The 18119-nt window shown below is 38.3% G+C and carries 12 protein-coding genes; 5 read left to right on the top strand and 7 right to left on the bottom strand.

All coding sequences use genetic code 11. The features are described 5' to 3' along the window. Positions 1–6 precede the first annotated feature (6 nt). Complete coding sequence (locus IPM48_05855) at positions 7–1038, bottom strand: rod shape-determining protein (GenBank protein MBK9271100.1); 1032 nt, start codon at positions 1036–1038, stop codon at positions 7–9. 176 nt (positions 1039–1214) lie between these two features. Between IPM48_05855 and IPM48_05850 the strand changes: the two genes are divergently transcribed. Continuing rightward, a complete protein-coding gene (locus IPM48_05850; protein ID MBK9271099.1) occupies positions 1215–2447 on the top strand; it encodes an HlyC/CorC family transporter in 1233 nt (410 codons plus the stop codon). 2 nt (positions 2448–2449) lie between these two features. Here IPM48_05850 and IPM48_05845 read toward each other — a convergent pair whose 3' ends face one another. Then, positions 2450–3634 (bottom strand): ABC transporter permease, encoded by a 1185-nt coding sequence (locus tag IPM48_05845; protein ID MBK9271098.1) that lies wholly within the window; start codon positions 3632–3634, stop codon positions 2450–2452. Positions 3635–3799: 165 nt separating this feature from the next. On the opposite strand from IPM48_05845, the gene prfA reads away from it, so the two are divergent. Further along, a complete protein-coding gene (prfA, locus tag IPM48_05840) occupies positions 3800–4870 on the top strand; it encodes a peptide chain release factor 1 (GenBank protein MBK9271097.1) in 1071 nt (356 codons plus the stop codon). 305 nt (positions 4871–5175) lie between these two features. Next, on the top strand, positions 5176–7890 hold the full coding sequence (locus tag IPM48_05835; protein MBK9271096.1) for an insulinase family protein: 2715 nt from the start codon (positions 5176–5178) through the stop codon (positions 7888–7890). A 363-nt stretch (positions 7891–8253) separates the two neighbouring features. Here IPM48_05835 and IPM48_05830 read toward each other — a convergent pair whose 3' ends face one another. The 5 genes from IPM48_05830 to IPM48_05810 all read right to left on the bottom strand — a co-directional run bounded on the left by IPM48_05830 (position 8254) and on the right by IPM48_05810 (position 14521). Then, complete coding sequence (locus IPM48_05830) at positions 8254–8946, bottom strand: PorT family protein (protein ID MBK9271095.1); 693 nt, start codon at positions 8944–8946, stop codon at positions 8254–8256. A 244-nt stretch (positions 8947–9190) separates the two neighbouring features. Then, on the bottom strand, positions 9191–10459 hold the full coding sequence (locus IPM48_05825) for a PQQ-binding-like beta-propeller repeat protein (protein ID MBK9271094.1): 1269 nt from the start codon (positions 10457–10459) through the stop codon (positions 9191–9193). A 62-nt stretch (positions 10460–10521) separates the two neighbouring features. Beyond that, positions 10522–11793, bottom strand: coding sequence for a PQQ-like beta-propeller repeat protein (locus IPM48_05820; GenBank protein ID MBK9271093.1), 1272 nt, complete (start codon positions 11791–11793; stop codon positions 10522–10524). Between the two features lie 52 nt (positions 11794–11845). After that, complete coding sequence (locus IPM48_05815; GenBank protein MBK9271092.1) at positions 11846–13414, bottom strand: hypothetical protein; 1569 nt, start codon at positions 13412–13414, stop codon at positions 11846–11848. Positions 13415–13444: 30 nt separating this feature from the next. Continuing rightward, positions 13445–14521, bottom strand: coding sequence for a T9SS type A sorting domain-containing protein (locus IPM48_05810; protein MBK9271091.1), 1077 nt, complete (start codon positions 14519–14521; stop codon positions 13445–13447). A 273-nt stretch (positions 14522–14794) separates the two neighbouring features. Between IPM48_05810 and IPM48_05805 the strand changes: the two genes are divergently transcribed. Next, positions 14795–15790: a hypothetical protein gene (locus tag IPM48_05805; protein MBK9271090.1), complete on the top strand. Its 996-nt coding sequence runs from the start codon at positions 14795–14797 to the stop codon at positions 15788–15790. A gap of 1097 nt (positions 15791–16887) precedes the next feature. Beyond that, the gene (locus IPM48_05800; GenBank protein ID MBK9271089.1) at positions 16888–18096 is read left to right on the top strand and encodes a T9SS type A sorting domain-containing protein; all 1209 of its coding nucleotides are present in this window, start codon (positions 16888–16890) and stop codon (positions 18094–18096) included. The last annotated feature ends 23 nt before the right edge of the window (positions 18097–18119 follow it).

The raw sequence follows: 18119 nt of genomic DNA, 5'->3' as shown, positions 1-18119 counted from the left end.
AAACGATTACAAACTTTTACGATCAATCAGAAAAGAAAATCTATCCGTATTGTTGAGTGCAATCCCTGTACCTCTTACCACTGCCCTCAACGGATCATCTGCAACAATTACGGGCAAATGTGTTTTCATGCTCAATCGTTTGTCCAGTCCTTTTAGAAGAGCACCTCCACCTGTTAAGTACAAACCCGTTCTGTAAATATCAGAAGCCAATTCAGGTGGCGTCATTTCCAATGCCTTGAGAATGGCCTCTTCAATTTTCATGATGGATTTATCGAGCGCGCCAACAGTCTCCTCATAACGAATCATAATCTGTCTGGGAATACCCGTCATGAGATCTCTTCCATTCACAGCGTAAGGTTCAGGTGGATTCTCTAAGTTTTGAATTGCTGATCCAACATTAATTTTTATTTTTTCTGCGGTTCTTTCTCCTATCAGGAGATTGTGTTCGCGCCTCATATAATCGATGATGTCCTCTGTAAATTCATCACCTGCCACCCGGATGGATTGATCACAGACGATCCCAGACAAAGCGATGACCGCAATTTCGGTGGTTCCTCCACCAATGTCAATGATCATATTGCCAACAGGTTCTTCAACATCGAGACCAATTCCAAGGGCCGCGGCCATTGGTTCATGAATCAAATAAGTCTCCTTGGAATCTACGTGATCGGCAGAATCAAAAACTGCTCTTTTCTCCACTTCTGTAATACCCGAAGGGATACAGATGACCATTCTCAGATGGGTAAAAAACTTGCGCTTGCTGCCAATCATTTGAATCATTCCCTGAATCATGTTCTCAGCCGCCTGAAAATCTGCAATCACGCCGTCTTTTAAAGGTCGAACCGTCTCTATGTTTCGATGGGTTTTTTCATGCATTTGCATGGCTTTATTCCCAACCGCGATGGTCTCACCGGTTTTTTTATCAATTGCAACAATCGAGGGTTCATCCACCACTACTTTGCCATCCTGCATGATCAGTGTATTGGCTGTACCTAAATCCACGGCCAACTCCTGCATAAAAAAATTGAACAATCCCATTATATATCCTTGACTATATGTATTTTATATATCTGTTTTCTCTTTATATATTTTAAAAATTTACATTTTTTTATAAAGAGACGTAAAGTTAGTCATTTTCAATCGCTCTTGGTCCATTTCAAGACAACAAAACGAAATCCCTCAAATAAAATATCTTTGCATCAACAATCAAACAGATGCTTGTTTTTTGGATTATTCTCTTTCTTGTTCTCAGTGCCTTTTTCTCCGGTGCTGAAATTGCTTTTTTTACAGCCAACAAGCTCAGTATTGAGGTAAAGAAAAACAAAGGAGATCGCAGCAGCAATATAATTTCTGAATTTTATGATAAGCCTGAAAAATTTATTTCGGTCATTTTGTTGGGAAACAACATCGCTCTTGTCTGTTTAACCTATCTCTTAACCACCCTGCTTACCCCCTTTCTTGAACTCTCACAATGGAGTACCGGAATGCAGGTTATTGCCAATACCCTTCTGGTCACGACCATCATTTTAATCTTTGGAGAGTTTCTCCCCAAGGTACTTTTTAGATTGTTTGCCAACGAATTAATCCAATATACAGCGCTTCCGCTCAGCTTTTTGTCCAAGATTCTTTACATTCCTTCACTGGTTATGACTTCAGCTTCCAATTTCCTGATCCGGAAATTTTCAAAAGCCACCATTGCTCCCACCAGATACCGCTTTTCAATTCTTGATCTGGAACATTACATGGAAGGTTCTATGAAACTTACCGATGAAGAAATCGATACTGACATTTTCAAAAATACCCTCAACCTGAAACAGGTTAGGGTGAAAAATTGTATGGTACCTAGAAATGAAATCGTACACCTTGATGTAAGCCAAAACATTCAAGAACTAATACAACTTTTTTCAGAATCAAAGCTTTCCAGAATTTTGGTGACGGATGGTGACATAGACAATGTATTGGGGTATGTACACCATCAGCAGTTGTTCAAGCCATCAGACAGCCTGAAAGAGATGATCATGGAAATGCCATTTGTACCCGAGACACTCAATGTCTATGATCTGATGCTTCGCATGAACAAACTCCGCCTTTCCATCGCCTGTGTGGTGGACGAATATGGAGGGACTTCAGGAATCATAACCCTCGAAGATATCCTTGAGCAAATATTTGGAGAAATTGAAGATGAACATGATAAGGAAGAATTTATAGAAAAAATAATTTCAGAATCTGAGTTTGTATTTTCAGGCAGATTGGAAATCAATTATCTCAACAATACCTATCATTTACATTTGCCGGAGGGAGAATACCACACCTTGTCAGGGTATTTGGTGATGACCTCGGGTGCCATTCCAGAACAAGGGATGGAAATAAGTCAGGATGGATATACTTTTATTTTTGAACTGGTCTCCGACACCCGTATCGAAACAGTTCGCCTGATTAAAACATAGGTTTATTCAAACCTCAAAGATTCAACCGGATCAAGTTTGGAAGCTTTTTGTGCCGGGTAGAGTCCGGAAAATAATCCTACAAAAGTACAAACAACAAATCCCAATAGAATCCATGCCCATGGAATCAAAAAATCTCCACCCATCAACAGGGTGACAAAATTACCGATGGGTATTCCTATTAAAATTCCGGCGATGCCTCCAATTTGACAAATGAGAATGGCTTCCGTCATAAATAAATTCAAAATATTTTTTCGCGTTGCGCCCAAGGCCTTCGCAATTCCGATTTCACGCGTACGTTCTGTGACTGAAACGAGCATAATGTTCATCAATCCAATGGCCGCACCCAATAGTGTTAGCAAGGCAATTACGATTGTAGCAGCTCTTATTTTGGTGGTGTTCTCTTTGAGAAAGCTGATCAATCCGTCACTGGTATTTATTTCAAAATTATTTTCTTCATAACTCTTAAGTCCCCGAATAATTCTCATTTCGCCAATCGCCTCAGAAATCAAACTTTCAGTCAATTCTGAAGCAGGTGATAAGACCAATAAATCAAAATCCGGATTTGCTTTTGCAAAGTCAATTCTGCTTCGCTCCAATGGTATCAAAATTCGCTTATCTGCGCCCTCATTCATACTGGCTCCTTTTGACTTAAGTACACCAACTACTTCATATTTCTGGTCATTGATGGCAATGATTTTTGATAAAGCATTTGATTCCTTTCCATCAAAAAGAGTTTTTACCAAATCGGATCCCAATACTGCTTTTCTCAAACCATACTCTTGCTCTGATGCCGAAAAAAAACGGCCCTCTGTCAATTCGAGTCCGTTGATGGTGGCATAGTTATCATCCACTCCCCTTATTTGAATGGTCGGGTTTGTTTTGTTTTCAAGGTATTTAATCAATGCGCTGCTTCCCGCAGCATAACTGATGGATACCATGGCTTTCTCAGAAAACGCTTTTTTAAATCTCTTCGACTGTTCATAACTAATCACCGGAGCTTCCAGTTTTTTCATTCCCCTTTGGCGCATCTTAAAGCCTTTGTCTTTCTTTTCGATGGAAAAGGAATTTGCACCCAACGAACTAAAATTTTTATTCATGGCATACAAAATTCCGTCAATCGAAGTTAGAATTCCAACCAAGGCAGTGATGCCAAGTGCAATAATTACCATGGTGAGAATCGTCCTCATCAAATTGGCTTTGAGGTTGGAAAATGCTAATTTTATGATCTCAAAATAATTCATATTGGAAAGATCAAAGATCATTGAAATCATTGATATCACTGCAAATAAAATATAATCGCAATAACTTTGCAAAAGCTATTTTTGCCCCCTGTTAGCCAATAATGTATGCAATTGCTTCAAAAATTAGAATCCATCCACGAACGGTACAAGACTTTGGAAGAGCGGCTTTCTGATCCGGAGGTTGTATCCAACATTGGCGAATATTCAAAAACCAGCAAAGAATACAAGGATCTCGAAGAAATCGTCCGTTTGTATCTGGAATACCTTAAAAATTTAAAACTCCGGCAAGATGCCAGAGAAATGCTGGAAGGAGCTGATGCAGAAATGGCAGATTTTGCAAGAGAAGAGCTTGAGCTTGCTGATTCAGAATTGAAAAGGTTGGAAGCAGACCTTAAAATTAAATTGGTACCCAAAGATCCTGAAGACAGCAAGGACGTCATTTTTGAAATCCGCTCCGGTACGGGTGGTAACGAGGCAAGCCTTTTTGCAGGGGATCTATTGAGAATGTACACCCGTTTTTTTGATTTGCAGGGATTTAAATGGGAAGTGCTTTCAGAAACAGAAGGTACAGTTGGAGGATACAGTAAGATTGTCCTTGATGTATCGGGAGTCGATGTATATGCCAAACTCAAATTCGAATCTGGTGCTCACAGGGTCCAAAGGGTACCGGATACAGAAGCTTCCGGAAGGGTGCACACCAGTGCAGCCACTGTAGTGGTCCTCCCAAAAATGGAATTGGAAGATATGGACATCAACAAAGCTGACTTAAGGGTTGACACCTTTCGATCAAGTGGCGCCGGAGGTCAACATGTCAATAAAACGGAATCAGGGGTAAGATTTACCCATCTACCCACCGGGGTAGTCTCCGAAAGCACCGAGAGCAGATCCCAGCACAAAAACCGTGAAATTGCATTTGGGAGATTGATCCAGAAAATAAAGGAACAATCCCTTCAGGCCCACCAGTCCAGCATTGCAGCCCAGCGCAAATCATTGGTGGGTTCCGGCGATCGCTCGGACAAAATCCGAACTTACAACTATCCTCAAAACAGGGTGACTGATCATCGCATCAATCTGACATTGTACAACTTAAGCGAAATTATGAACGGCCAGTTGGATGATATCATTGAGGCCCTGAGGGTCGCCGAGAACATGGAAAAACTGAGACAGGGTGATATTGAATAGATAATTTTTATCATTAGATCCAGCCAAATGGAAGAGCATCTTAAACTTAAGCCGATCAATTATGTCCTAAATTGACAAAATATTTTTCTTCAATTACGAACACTTTCGTAGTTGGTACGTTAATGCTTGGAAACACATACGTCTAATCACTAAAAATGCAAAATATGATCAAATCCATTCTTTTCTTGTTAATCTCAACCGGTGTCTGCTTTCATACACTGCAGGCCCAGGGATTTAACCCAAAAAAACCTAAAATTGTCGGAGCCGCCACTTCGGCAAAAACCACCAACCAACAGGACAACAATATGAACCAGGCCAGTGCCCAAACCCTTTCCACCACCAATGCCCAAAACTCAGATCCAAAAGCTGAAAAAGTCACCTCGGTGGAAGGAATTACAGAATACAAGCTCCCCAACGGACTTCGCTTTTTGGTCTTTCCGGACAATTCCAAACAAACCATCACTGTCAACATTACCTATCTGGTAGGATCCAGACATGAGGGATATGGCGAGACAGGAATGGCGCATCTTTTGGAACATTTGGTGTTTAAAGGAACCCCCAGACATCCAGACATCCCATCCGAACTTTCGAGCCATGGTGCCAGACCGAATGGAACCACCTGGTATGACAGAACCAATTATTTTGAGACATTCTCGGCCACCGAAGAAAATCTTCGCTGGGCGCTTGACCTCGAAGCCGATCGCATGGTCAATTCTTTTATTGCCAAAAAAGACCTGGACAGCGAAATGTCTGTGGTGAGAAATGAATATGAGTCCGGAGAAAACAGTCCAACCGGCGTCTTGATGAAAAGGGTGATGTCAACTGCCTATCTATGGCACAATTATGGCAACACCACCATTGGAGCCAGAGCAGACATTGAAAATGTGCCGATCGACAGACTCCAGGCTTTCTACCGCAAATACTATCAGCCCGATAATGCCGTATTGGTGGTCGCTGGTAAAATCGATGAGAAAAAAGTGGTGGATTTGGTGACAGAATATTTCGGGAAGATACCCAAACCCGAAAGAGAATTGATCCCTACCTATACCGAAGAACCCGTCCAGGATGGAGAAAGATTGGTCACCTTAAAAAGAGTGGGAGATGTCCAGGCGGTGGCTTGTATGTATCACATTCCTCCCGGTGCACATCCCGATGCAGCTGCATTTGATGTCCTCACCGATATTTTGACGTCAGAGCCTTCGGGCAGACTATACAAAGCCCTGGTGGAAACCAAAAAAGCTTCCAGCATTTGGGGATGGTGCGCCACTTTGAAAGAACCCGGTTTTGCTTATTTCAACGCTCAGGTGAGGAAAGAAAACGATCTTGAAGACGCCAAAAACACCCTGATTCAAACCCTGGATGGAATGAAATCCAATCCGGCCACCAAAGAAGAAGTGGAAAGATCCATCACCAAAAAATTAAAAGATTTTGATTTGCTTTTCAACAACACCGAAGCCCTTGGAAGGAGGTTAAGCGAATACATCGGGATGGGTGATTGGAGATTGACCTTCCTTTACAGGGACCATATCCGCAAAGTTACCCAGGAAGATGTGCAAAGGGTCGCGCACACCTATCTCAAACCAAGCAACAGAACCGTGGGATTGTTTATTCCGGAAGAAAAACCAGACCGTTCGGAAATTCCTTCTGCCCCGGATATTGCTGCTCTGCTCAAGGGTTACAAAGGAGATCCCCCGAAAGCCCAGGGTGAGGATTTTGACCCATCTCCCATGAACATTGAAAAGCGCACCAAAAGAGGACAGGAAAGCAATTCCATCAAATGGGCACTGTTGCCAAAATCCACCAAAGGCAATATGGTCAATGCTACCATGACCTTGTACATGGGTGACGAAAATAGTTTAAAAAACAAAGCTGTTATCGCCAATTATACAGCTGCGATGCTGGATCGCGGCACAAAAACCATGAGCAGGCAACAAATCAAGGACGAGCTGGACAAACTCAAAGCCAGGGTCAATTTTTATGAATCCCGCGGTCAGGTCACAGCCTCTGTGCAGACCACCAAAGACAATCTTTCCCAGGTGCTCAGCATGGTCAACGACATGTTGAAAAACCCTGCATTTTCAGAAAAGGAATTTGAAGAACTCAGAAACGAGGATCTCGCCAACCTGGAAGAGCAAAAATCAGATCCCCAATCTCTGGTGAGATTGGCGTACACCAAACACCTCAGTCCTTACCCCAAAGGTGACATCCGATATACCATGAGTCTGGAAGAAGAAATGGAGGCTGTTAAAAATCTGAAAATTGACGAGCTGAGGAGTTTTCACAAAGAATTTTATGGTTCCACCAATGCCTCTGTAGCCATTGTAGGTGATTTTGATGAAAACGCGATAAAATCCCAGTTGGTGAAAGATTTTGGAAAATGGAAAAGCAGCAAGCCTTATGCGCGAATCACGGCCAAATACAACGATGCTCCTAAAAAAGACCTCAACATCGAAACGCCGGACAAGGCCAATGCCATGTTTTTGGCGGGTTGTAATATAGCGGTGCGGGACGATGATCCGGAATATCCTGCGCTGGTAATGGCCAACTATATCTTGGGAGGAGGATTTCTAAACAGCCGCTTGGCCACCAGAATTCGCCAGAAGGAAGGTATTTCTTACGGAGTGGGCTCTCAGCTGAATGCAGAATCATTGGACAGGGCCGGTAATTTTACGGTGTATGCCATTTATGCACCGGAAAACCGCGATCGTCTGGAGCAAGCCTTCAAAGAAGAAATTGAAAAAATGCTGAAAGATGGATTTACAGACAAGGAACTCGAAGAAGCAAAATCAGGAATACTGCAATCCCGCAAGGTGACCAGATCTCAGGACAATTCACTTGCTTCCGGTTTGAGTTATTTGCATCACATCGGTCGGACTTATCAGTTTACGGAAGATTTTGAGAAAAAACTCTCCACTCTGACCGTTGATCAGGTGAATCAAGCCATTAAAAAGCACGTCAGTCTGGACAAAATCAGCATGGTGAAAGGCGGAGATTTTGCCAACAAATTAAAGAAACCATAAGTTTCAACCAAACATTTAATCAGAATCAGTTATACTGCGGCCATTGGATGAGATCCAGTGGCCGCTTGTTTTTCTAAAATGTTCATGAGGTCTAAAGACAATGAATAGTTTAGAATAAAGCAATTCAGAAAAATGCCAACTAGTGCAATCCAGGGTTCTGGAGCTTTGAAACAGATAGGATAAAAGAGTCCAAAACCCGGTCCTAACCATTTTCTGGAAGCTACCTGTTCTCAAAAATGTTGATCAATCGCAACCATCCAAGCAACTGCTTATATTCACTTTGGTTTCCAATTCTGAGGCAATTATTCCCACAGATTCATAGATTTCATTTTTTGCAAATCTATTGACCTTTATGATTTTAAATTACTGGTAGTTTACTGGTCGGATACGATTAAACTTATATCCGAGTGATAATCCAAAAACTAAATTATTCATGGTAATCTCATCTGCGATATAGGGCGAAATATTGGCTAATCCAAATCCATAATTTATTCCAAACTGAAAAGAAGTCAACTCAATTCCAACACCCATAATTAACCCTAAATCATATCTACGTATATCGTCATATTCCGGATCAGATCCCCATGAGACCAATTCAGTTCTTGTTTTAGTTGCGCCTGATTGGTTTATTTCATAACGGGATTCACCGAAAATACCAATTCCAATATAGGGCCCAAATAGAAAATATATTTTACTTGCTTTCATACTAAATGCAGCTTTTAGATTTAATGGAATATCAAGGTAGAAGAGATTTGTAGTACCTTTAATCTCGGCTAATGTTCCTAAATAGTCTTCTTGACCTTCACTTATAAAACCTTTTTTTGAAAACAGCAAAGCTGTTTCAAGTGAAAATATTCTGTTGAGTGGCAAATTGCCAGTTAAACCTAAATGAATTCCCGGATTTAATTTAAAATCTTTACTATATAGATGCGTTATATCCGCTAAATACATGTTTGATAAATTCATCCCAATTCTCACTCCCAAATTTTGTGAGAATAGGTTGGAGGTGATGATTAATGAAATAATGACGAAAGAAAATTTAATAAGGTCTTTCATAATTGTTGGTGTTTAAGTGAATTAATAAATATTTTTTAAAGCATTGTGAAATTGGTCCAAAAAGTAAGAATGTATACATTCGTAAAGCTTACGACATACAATTTAATAGCACTTACTGCAGGTCGCATTTTGCTGAATTAATCAGGTAATAAAATCTTTTGCTAGTAATAAATTGGTGTTCGCTTATTTAGTGTTGCTTGAATATAGAATCAATCTTGTTAAAGCATTGCATCCCTGACTTAGTTCATTTAGGTAATTTAATACACAAATGATACACCCGGTCATTGGAATAAAGCAGGTTGGTCTCATGGTCAATAGCTATTCCGGAAGTGCCGTAGGATGCGTTTGTTAACTGTTTGTAGGCGCTTGGAAAAAGCGTCCAATCCACTTTTCCATCACTTACCCTTATCCGTCGTAAGACTCCTAATCCATCCTTACCTGTCTCATAATAAATATATCCTTTGTGATATACTAAATTGCTTAGTGAATAGCCTGCAGAATGATTAGTCCAGTTAATTTTCCCATTCAAAGAATTTATCCCAATCATTTTATTCTCTCCGGCTTGAAGTATATAATTTCCTTCCTCCAGTAAGGCGTTTGCATTAGAAATTCCTACTTCCGGAAAATACCGTTCCCAAATTAAACTCCCATCATAGCAACTATAACAATAGACGTCATTTACACCTTGAAAATACAAACGATCATCTTGTATGAGAATTGGAAAAATAGTGGAATTGCCAGTTTTGGTAATAGAGTCCAATTTCCATTCAAATTCCTTAGTCCTTATATTAAAAGCATATAGATCGATACGCCGATTTTTATTAATAAAATCATATTGTCGGTTTTGAAAGATCATTACGGTATCTCCATTTGGCTTTAACCAAAAAGCCAGTGATTCAAAACTTGCTTCGAAAGTTCCTGGATCTTCTATAGACAAGATCTCTTCCATTTGGTCTGTGGTCAGGTTCCATCGCAACCATGTGTTTGTATAATTTTTCCTTGGATGGCCATTATGGCCTACAGAAATGTATATCCATTCTCCAAATCCTGAAATCCTGGGACGGGCTTCATATCCAAAATTTTTTAGGTTGAATCTTCTTTGTATTTTTTTGTTTTCCATGTCCAATAAAAATACTTCGTACCAGTCAGTCAGTACACAATAATGCTGGTATTGATAGCTCTCTCCAGATAACCATTCATTACTCGTATGATTTTCAAATAAATTCAGAAGCACTCCTGTCTTTTTGTCAAAAAACATTAACCCATCCTGTAATCCCGAAGTCCTGCGGCTAAACAATACGGTATTGCCATACAGTACTGGATTCATGGAAGAGAATATATTGCGGTTTAAACCCGGATTGTACTTCCAAACAATATTGCTGTCTATAACTGACGCAGTAAATGTGGTATCCTGAGGGTGTTGATCTAAAATAATTGTGATCAGATCACTGGGTTCACAACTCATAAATCCATTTAAAAGACAGAATAAGCAAATCAATTTAATTGTTTTCATAATCTTAGTGTTAAAAATAATTCAAATAGTTTTAGGTAGTTCTTGAATCATAAAAACAGGGTTTATTTTGGCAATTTAATACACAAATGATACACCCGGTCATTGGCATACAACAGGTCGGTCTCATGGTCAATTGCAATGCCGGATGGCCCGTAGGATGCGTGTGAAAATTGTTTGTAGGAGCTTGGAAACAAGGTCCAATCCACCTTTCCATCTCTTACCCTAATCCTTCGTAGGACTCCTAAACCATCCTGACCCGTCTCATAATAAATAGAACCTTTGTGATATACCAAGTTGCTTGAGGATGTACCAGCATCATTATTAACCCAGGCTATATTTCCAGATTTATGATCGATTGCGTACATTTTTTTTGTTTCACCCTTGAGTACATATAATCCTTCCTCTAAAATCGCATTTGAAACAAAAAAACCTTCACCGGGAAAATATTGATTCCAAATTACACTTCCATCGACACAGCTAAAACAAAATGCCTCATTCCCTCCTTGAAAATACAATCGGTCCTCTTGAATGATTATTGGGAAGATACTGGTATTACCTGTTCGGGTAAATGAGTCAACTTTCCATTCAAATTCTCTGGTCCGCATATTGTAAGCGTAAAGATCGATGCGTCGATTTCGATTGATAAAATCGTATTGTCTATTTTGAAAGATCATCACAGTATCTCCATTTGGTTTAAACCAAAAAGCAAGGGATTCAAAACCTGCGACAAAAGTGCCTTGATCCACGATGGTGAGCACCTCTTCCAATTGGTAAGTCATCATATTCCAGCGCAACCAGATATTGGTATATTCCTGTTTGGGATGTCCTACTTTTTCAACAGGAAGATACACCCATTCACCAAGTCCACCGATTCTCGGTAAACCCTCATATCCATAATCTCTGAGATTGATTCGTTTAATCAATCTATTCGTTGTTAAATCCAACAGGAAGACCTCATGCCAATCTGTTACCACACAAAATTGTTCATATTGATAAGTGGATCCAGATTTCCAATTTGGGCTAATATGATCCTCGTATAAATGGAGAAGCTCTCCTGTTTTTTTATCAAAAAACATAAATCCATCCGGGATTCCTGAGGTTCTGCGGCTGAATAAAACTGTGTTTCCAAATAACACCGGCTTCATAGTAGAACATATATTCCGATTGGTGTCAGCATTGTGTTTCCACACAATATTGGTATCGACCATTGGTTTTGGCATAGTAGTGTCTATCGGCTCGCAAGGTGGATTTATGCAAGGCATATCGTGTGGCTCACACGCCAAATGTATGAGTATGTAAAAAAATAATCCAAGCATTAAAGTAAATTGTTTCATTTTGTTATTTAATTAAAAGGAGGCAAATAATTGCCTCCATTGGTAAATTAATCTATTTCGCACGAGTTCTAAAAAATGGATCGGTTCCTCCCTCATACAACCTTATTAAGCCCTTTTTCAATTCCTCATCATTTCTTGCCTGCATATGAGAGGAATTTTTCATTTCTTGAGGAGCATAAGTAGCACCCGGTAAATTGGCTGCAGATTCTGCCAACACGACCCCGTCAGAATCTTTTTCTATTCTTAAATACTCAATCTGATCTAAAGGATAACATTCTATTTCTGGTCTGGTCTTTCTATTACATAAAGTAGGATCGCTGACTTCATACCGTTCAACCCTACCAGTCAAACGGTTCTCACAAACACAGAAATGTTTTGTGATTTTTTTGATTTCCAAAGCTCCAATAATTAATTTATACTGATCATCCATTTGATCTAAAAAATTCACTCCTTTTAAGTAAGCTTCCTTGAGAATTTTATACTTTTCAACGTCCTTCTTTAGCTGATGACAAGGTGGTGGTAGAATTTTCCATTTTTTATAACACTCAAGTTTATTATAGTGATCATAAGCAATATTATAGTTATTTGCATAAGTTTCATATTTTCTTCGATATTTTGAATATGTTGTATCAAAATCAGAAATAAGTTCATCATCATCTTTGGCTTGAAAATAATCTGGTACTTGAGAAGATTTCGCAAAATAAAGAACAGTTCTAAGCATAAGGTGTTCTTTTGGTTCAACACCATAAAATGCAACTTTAGGAAAAACTTCAAGTTCTCGATTTCCGTCCAGACAATCGTTCATCTTTTTTAACAATGGTGCCCCAACTTCATAATCTTTGGTAATGTTTGGTGTTTCTTTGTTTAATACTAATGGGAAAATGGTTTTGGTAAAATCTTCACAAAGGCTATCCACGGTTACCAATACTTTCTTTCCCAGTCTCCAGGGAAGAGGTAAACCAAAAATTTTGAAATCTAATAATCCTTCGAGTATTGGACCGTCATTCATCTCAGTACACATTTTTATAGCCAATTTTTCAAATTCTGCTACATTATTCAATAAAAGTGCTCCTTGGTGTGAACTACAAAATGTGACCAAACCTCCAAAATTTGGTTTGGTTTTAGGCGTGGTGCAAAAATTTAAATGCAACAATCCACGGCTGACGATTCCTCCTTGACTATGTGCAATGATAAAGTCTCTGTCGGGATGATTATCCTTGGTGCCTCTAATCCAGGTACCAACCTGTGCAGATGCATCTAACAAACCAGAAGACTGGGTATAGGTGAAATTCGAATTAGAAATTACTTTTCTCGCCGAAAAGTCAGGTGCTACATTAAATTCAGATGCAGTAGCAGCTCTTGCCCAAGAACCAATGTCACCATTTAGTCCGTGCACCCAAAAAATGTTTCTTAGCCCTTCATCCGGAGCAGGTGATACTGGTGGATTATCGACCTGTGTTGGTACATAATTAGCTTCTATTGAAGGTCCGCCTAATCCAATCACTTGATTAAATCCTGCTGCACCACCTGGTTGGTTATTTTGACCTTGAATTTCCTGAGCCATGACATTGCCAAGATAAAACATAATAAGGTACAATATAGTGAAGTTTAATTTTTTCATGATGTAATTTTTCTAGTTAGTTAAACAATGTTAGATTTTTTGAAATTTTTTGTAGTAAAAATTAGTTCCATTTTTAATTTCCAGAATGTATGATCCGCTAGAAATGTCGGAAAGGTTAATTTGTATTTTTCTTTGAAATCCACCTGAGACAATGGTTTGACCTTGTAAGTTTAATATCCTGTATTCCAATTTACCAGCAGAATCATTCACCTCAACATTTATGATATCTGTCATTGGATTAGGCCATAAAACCACCGACTCTTGTTTTGTAAATACCTTGTTGTCAAATTGATTTATTGTTATTCTCGACTGAGAACTATTGGATCTCGTGTTTAAATCGTTAAAATTCTCTATTTGATAAACTGATTGGTTGTCTATTTCATAATTATTAAATTCAGTCTGAGTGGTTTTTTCCATTAATCCTCCATTTCTTAGGGAGAGGTAAGACTTATCAATAGTCAAGACTTTAACAGTCATACCATTTTCCAATTCTGGAGAAAACTGGGTATATATGCTATGGTGCAATACACCATTTTTATAAAATTCCTCCAAAGTGGATTGCTTGATAAAATCAAAAACTGCGCGGAAATTAGAATCAACTAAGGTCAGAATACTCTGTCCATCAAAATCAATTGAAAAACCAGAATTAATCAGTGCATATAGCTCATCTTGATTTGGCTTTTGCAAGGTGGGATGATAGCCAAAATGATCCATAAAATCTTCCGTTAATTCAAAAGTTGGAATTTCTTCACCTTCTGAATGTTGCTCTTGAAAATAAAGGACATTCTCAGCATTATAAAATTTAACTCCTTGATCATCCAGAACGGTTCGATAAGGTCTTGTAAATTGGCTCTTTTCTTGACCATTGCTATACAACGAAATTGTTTCCGTTCTTAATTTACCAGACTGATCTACCGTGATGATTTTGCTTTTTTTAGTTACTTCACTACGTGCCATTAGAATGTCGGATGGGTGAAGAGTCTCCAGGCTTAAATCACTGGAAATCGCAAATGAAACGGTCTCAAGCTGATCATAACTAATTTTTTTAACAGGATCCAAATCTTGTGTTTGGACAACTGAATGATCAAAAAATACAACAAGGATCAAAAGGCATATTTTAAAAGCTCTTAAAGGCATTAAATTTTGCCAATACTTAAAAATGTGGGAATAGTGTAACATAAAATTAGGTGTTAAAAGTGAACAATAAAATTATCAGAACAAAAGTACTTGCCTCTGAATGTCATGTGTTGGATTTGTTGGACAGATTTAAACTAGTTTTTTAAACTTTTTGTACAAAATTTTAAAATAATAGTAACTAATTACTTATCTTTGGCTAAAATTGATATTTTTAAACCATAAAAACTTATAAATTTATACAATATGAATAATTTTAATCAGGAAATCAAGAACCGGTTTCACGATTTGTTAAAAGAAAATATTAAGGACAAGAAAAGGTGGGTGAATGAATTGGCCGAATTGTTAAATTGCAGTATTACTGCTATTTATAAGAAAAACAGGGCTGATCATTTTTATACGGTTGATGAAATGCTATTCCTGATCAAACATTACTCCATTGACACCAATGACTTATTTGGCAATCTTGGAAAATTAAAGTTGTTTTCTGTGCCTAATATCGTTTATCCAATTAGAAATATAGAGGAATACCTGACCAGACTTTCAATCAATTTGAGTGGACTGGATCAGGAAAAAGAAGCTAAGGTTTTTTATGCAACCAGAGAATTACCGATATTTTACTACTTTCTTTATCCCAATCTGGCACTTTTCATGTTTTATGTTTTTGCGAAAACTGTTTGGAAGGTAGAACAGTATATTCGTGCCCCTTTTGATTCAAATGGATTTCCTCCGGATCTGATCTCTAAGATTAAAACAATATGGGACAAATATGCCAATCTCAATACATTTGAATACTGGAACACCAATGTAATTGATATAACTTTAGAACAAATTAGATTTTATTTTGAAGCAGGAGACCTTGACAAAGATATTGCAATGGGTTTACTCGTTGATCTGGAATCGACTTTGCAAAGAATCAAGGAAATGGCAATGACGAATTCTAAACAAGAAGGATTGGTTTCCAATTTTCATTTGTATGAGAACAAAATACTACATACTTCCAACCACGTCTTGGTGCAAACCAAAAATCTTTCGTCCATTTACATTGCCTTTGATCATCCCAACTTTATTATTTCAAGAGACGTAGAATTTCTCGAGTATTCCAATAAATGGTATCAAACTATAGAAGAAAATTCATTCCTCCTTGGAAAAGGAAGTGGGCACATGACCAGCGTATTTTTTAACCATCTTCACTACAAGATTAACATTACCAGAAAACAAATTGAGGCTTTTCAAAGATAATGAATCCATTGATTTATCTCTAGATGCAATATTTGGTTGTGATAATCAAAGATATACCTACTCCAGTCAATTTCCTCAAATAAGAAAAAAGCATGAATTTTGATTTGTTATGATTTAATCGATGGGATTGCATTATTTTTTTTTTGATAAAAAAAACTAGTGTCACAGAAAAAGAGGAATATAAACTTTCACATGTTCAGCAGAACATTGAATCACTTGTGGTTTAATTCCCTTATAGATTTTACATCAAGCATGTATCCGGCAGATCATTCAAATACCCAATTTTTAATCGCGACTCCATTTGCTGATCAGGGTGAAATACTATCTATTCCAAATCCATTATTTACCCAAACTGAAAAGCAATTAACTCAAATCGAGTGCCGATTCATTCATCTGAAATCATACCATATTTAATCCGTCTATTCTGCACCATAAACCCTTTCTACCCTATCTATCCTTATAATCGTTTTCCGGAACGAATGTTTTTACTAGAAAAATCATAGCAAATACCAATCTCAATATATGATACAAATAGAATATTAGATTCAATAAATTAATACTAAATGAATCTTATTAGAGTACAAGAATGTCCTAGTAGAAGAGATTGGGGGTTTCTTCATCTTGGTTAATTTCACATTATCGTTATCTTGGTCTTCAACATAAATCCCTCTTTGAAATTAATAACACAGACTCAGTAGATATATTTTGAAACAAAAGACCAATTCAGCAAATGCATATTCCTGGAATTACATTTAAATCCTCGTCAAATCATTTTGATTCGTCCGATTAATGATAATTTGAATCACTCAAGTCTATGCTTATTCTGATACTGTACAGGAATGGTATAGATGCAATGATTCATGCAAGACTGACTTTTGAAATATATATGGCTTTTCACACGGGAGGGAGTTTTATTGTATTTTGATTTGTATTTGTTCTTCCTGAATAGAAACCAGTCTTCCCAATTTCATATTGAATTGGGTCTTTCGGAATTGAAAATTTGCTTTATCCCCCCAAAATCGATCGATAAGCCAAAAACAGCTGCAAATACAATAGCTTGCCACCGCCTCAAATTTAATCGAAACCATGCCCTAAAAATGCCTATTTTTGCTTCAAATGAAAAAATCATGGTAAAATCTGAAATTAAATCAATTTTGGCCATTAGTTGCCTTCTTCTTGCAATTCCCGACGGAACTGATGCGCAATATGATTACAAATTAGCAACGATCAATCCATTTGCACCGGTTAGCTTGTTTAACTACGCTTCACCGGCTTTGGTAGATATTGATGCGGACGGTGATTTTGATCTGTTCGTAGGGCAATATGCTTCAAATGAAATGCTGTTCTACAGAAATACAGGAACCCGATCCAATCCGGCCTACACCCAACAAACGGGTTCTGACAATCCTCTCGTTAATTATAGAAATAACTCCGGATGTTGCGCTCCGAGTTTCGTAGACATTGACGGTGATGGAGATATGGATATGTTTTCCGGAGTGTGGGTCAATATCATCCGATACTTCAGAAACGATGGCAATGCCATGAACCCGGATTTTGTTTGGGTCACTGATGCCATGAATCCCCTGGATCAGGTCCTGACAGAAGGAATCTGTACCTATCCTGCCTTCATGGATTTTGACGGAGATATGGACATGGATGTGTTTATTACCGATGCGGATGGTAACATTCTGTTTTATGAAAATACAGGCACTAGGAATGAACCAAAATTTACAAGAAATGAAGCGGAGAATCCTATAGCTACAGCAGGATTGAGTGCGAGATCCAAAATTGCATTTCACGATGTCAATGAAGATGGGTTAACCGACGCAGTCATAGGACATGACCTGTCATCACCGGAACTCCTGTATTTTGAAAACACCGGCTCGAAGCAAGCTGCCAAATTTACAAAAAAAACCGGCATAGATAACCCCTTTAGAGATATTACAGGGCCAACCTCTGTAGCACCGGTTTTTGCAGATATTGACAACGATGGCGATAAAGACCTTGTATTAGGGACCCTCCAATCTGTCAGACTCTATGAAGCTGTCCAATCAACCGATGCAAATAACCCTGATTCAGATGAGACAATCATCTTCTATCCCAACCCGACACAAAATAAACTGACTATTTCCGGCACAGAAATATACCACATCGAAATTCTGAATGAGCAAGGTATAACTTTAACTCAAAGCTTAAATCAATCAGCTAACTCTGATATTGATGTATCCGATCTTCCTAAAGGAGTTTACTTCGTTAAGCTAAGCTCCAATAAGAGAAGCTCAATAGAAAAGCTAATCATTTATTAGTGATCGACTTTTTAGATTGTTAA

The organism is Saprospiraceae bacterium (assembly GCA_016715965.1).
Taxonomy (GTDB): Bacteria; Bacteroidota; Bacteroidia; order Chitinophagales; family Saprospiraceae; genus Vicinibacter.
This window is presented reverse-complemented; position numbering and strand designations above follow the sequence as displayed.

What these genes read in the sequence shown, in the direction of transcription:
- IPM48_05855 (MBK9271100.1), bottom strand. Translation starts at nt 1,038, where the DNA reads ATGGGATTGTTCAATTTTTTTATGCAGGAGTTGGCCGTGGATTTAGGT.
- IPM48_05850 (MBK9271099.1), top strand. Translation starts at nt 1,215, where the DNA reads ATGCTTGTTTTTTGGATTATTCTCTTTCTTGTTCTCAGTGCCTTTTTC.
- IPM48_05845 (MBK9271098.1), bottom strand. Translation starts at nt 3,634, where the DNA reads ATGAGGACGATTCTCACCATGGTAATTATTGCACTTGGCATCACTGCC.
- IPM48_05835 (MBK9271096.1), top strand. Translation starts at nt 5,176, where the DNA reads ATGAACCAGGCCAGTGCCCAAACCCTTTCCACCACCAATGCCCAAAAC.
- IPM48_05830 (MBK9271095.1), bottom strand. Translation starts at nt 8,946, where the DNA reads ATGAAAGACCTTATTAAATTTTCTTTCGTCATTATTTCATTAATCATC.
- IPM48_05825 (MBK9271094.1), bottom strand. Translation starts at nt 10,459, where the DNA reads ATGAAAACAATTAAATTGATTTGCTTATTCTGTCTTTTAAATGGATTT.
- IPM48_05820 (MBK9271093.1), bottom strand. Translation starts at nt 11,793, where the DNA reads ATGAAACAATTTACTTTAATGCTTGGATTATTTTTTTACATACTCATA.
- IPM48_05815 (MBK9271092.1), bottom strand. Translation starts at nt 13,414, where the DNA reads ATGAAAAAATTAAACTTCACTATATTGTACCTTATTATGTTTTATCTT.
- IPM48_05805 (MBK9271090.1), top strand. Translation starts at nt 14,795, where the DNA reads ATGAATAATTTTAATCAGGAAATCAAGAACCGGTTTCACGATTTGTTA.
- IPM48_05800 (MBK9271089.1), top strand. Translation starts at nt 16,888, where the DNA reads ATGCCTATTTTTGCTTCAAATGAAAAAATCATGGTAAAATCTGAAATT.